The sequence below is a fragment of the Methanosaeta sp. UBA458 genome (assembly GCF_002496085.1).
GTDB classification, from domain to species: domain Archaea; phylum Halobacteriota; class Methanosarcinia; order Methanotrichales; family Methanotrichaceae; genus Methanothrix; species Methanothrix soehngenii.
Map to the genome: position 1 here is coordinate 1 of NZ_DAIK01000047.1, position 879 is coordinate 879.

Here is an 879-nt window from a genome sequence, read left to right on the forward strand (position 1 = left end):
TCACATCCACCACCTGGCCCACTTGCTACTCCTGGCTGTGCGTGCCGTCCTGAGACGCGGATCGTAGAAAGAGATTGCTGCTGCGGGCGAGGTGTGCAATTTGTGCAGTGCCATGCCATAGCGCTAGATGGCACCTCTGCACGATCAACAGCGAGCCGCGGGGGATGTCGGGCAAAGGGGGGAGGGGCTCGGAGGGGGTGATGGGCAGGGAGATGGCGATGGAGTAGATGACGTGGCGGCAAATTCTGTTCGATCCTTTCACACGAGCTGCTTTTCAGTGGGCGACTCGCACAATCACATGAAATCCGCGAGACCGGTCTGCCTGGCCTTCTCGTTCTTGAAGAGGGAGTCGATCTCCATCTTCAGTAGCTGCAGCCTCTGCTTGGTGTAGCTGCTCACCCCATACTCCTCTGCCACCTTGATCGAGACCTCCAGGTACTTCCTCACGCTGCCCTCGTGCACAGTGAGAATCATCCTGCCGCCGCATTTGGGGCAGGTCTCCTTCAGTGGAGGCCGCCTGTACTTGGCTCCGCACTTCACGCACCTCACCTTCTGCTTGGAGAAAGCATGCAGATTGCCGATCAGGTCGGGCAGGAAATGAGAGTTGATCACCCGCTCAGCTACGTCCTGCTCGTCCACCGCCCGGATCATCCGCGCCAGCTCCAGCTGGGCATCCATCTTATCGATCATGGTCTCCAGTGTCTTGTAGGCGCTGTTCTTCGGCCCGGCAGCTATGTCCGTGGTGGCATGACTGAAGTTGAACCCCTCATACTGCTGGTCGGTGCCCAGCCGCTTGGACACCAGATCGAACCTCCCCTCCAGGTCCTTGGGGCTGGTGTTGGTGAGGGTGGCCTCGTAGAACTCCAGGGGATAGACCGG

General features: G+C 59.5%; 1 protein-coding gene and 1 pseudogene. Both read right to left on the reverse strand.

Features of this window, described 5'->3' with window-relative positions:
- Window positions 1–25: 25 nt before the first annotated feature.
- Window positions 26–262: a hypothetical protein gene (locus tag BP822_RS03120; RefSeq protein WP_286877724.1), complete on the reverse strand. Its 237-nt coding sequence runs from the start codon at window positions 260–262 to the stop codon at window positions 26–28.
- Window positions 263–294: 32 nt separating this feature from the next.
- Window positions 295–879: pseudogene (locus BP822_RS03125) on the reverse strand (DNA polymerase II large subunit); the annotation flags it as partial.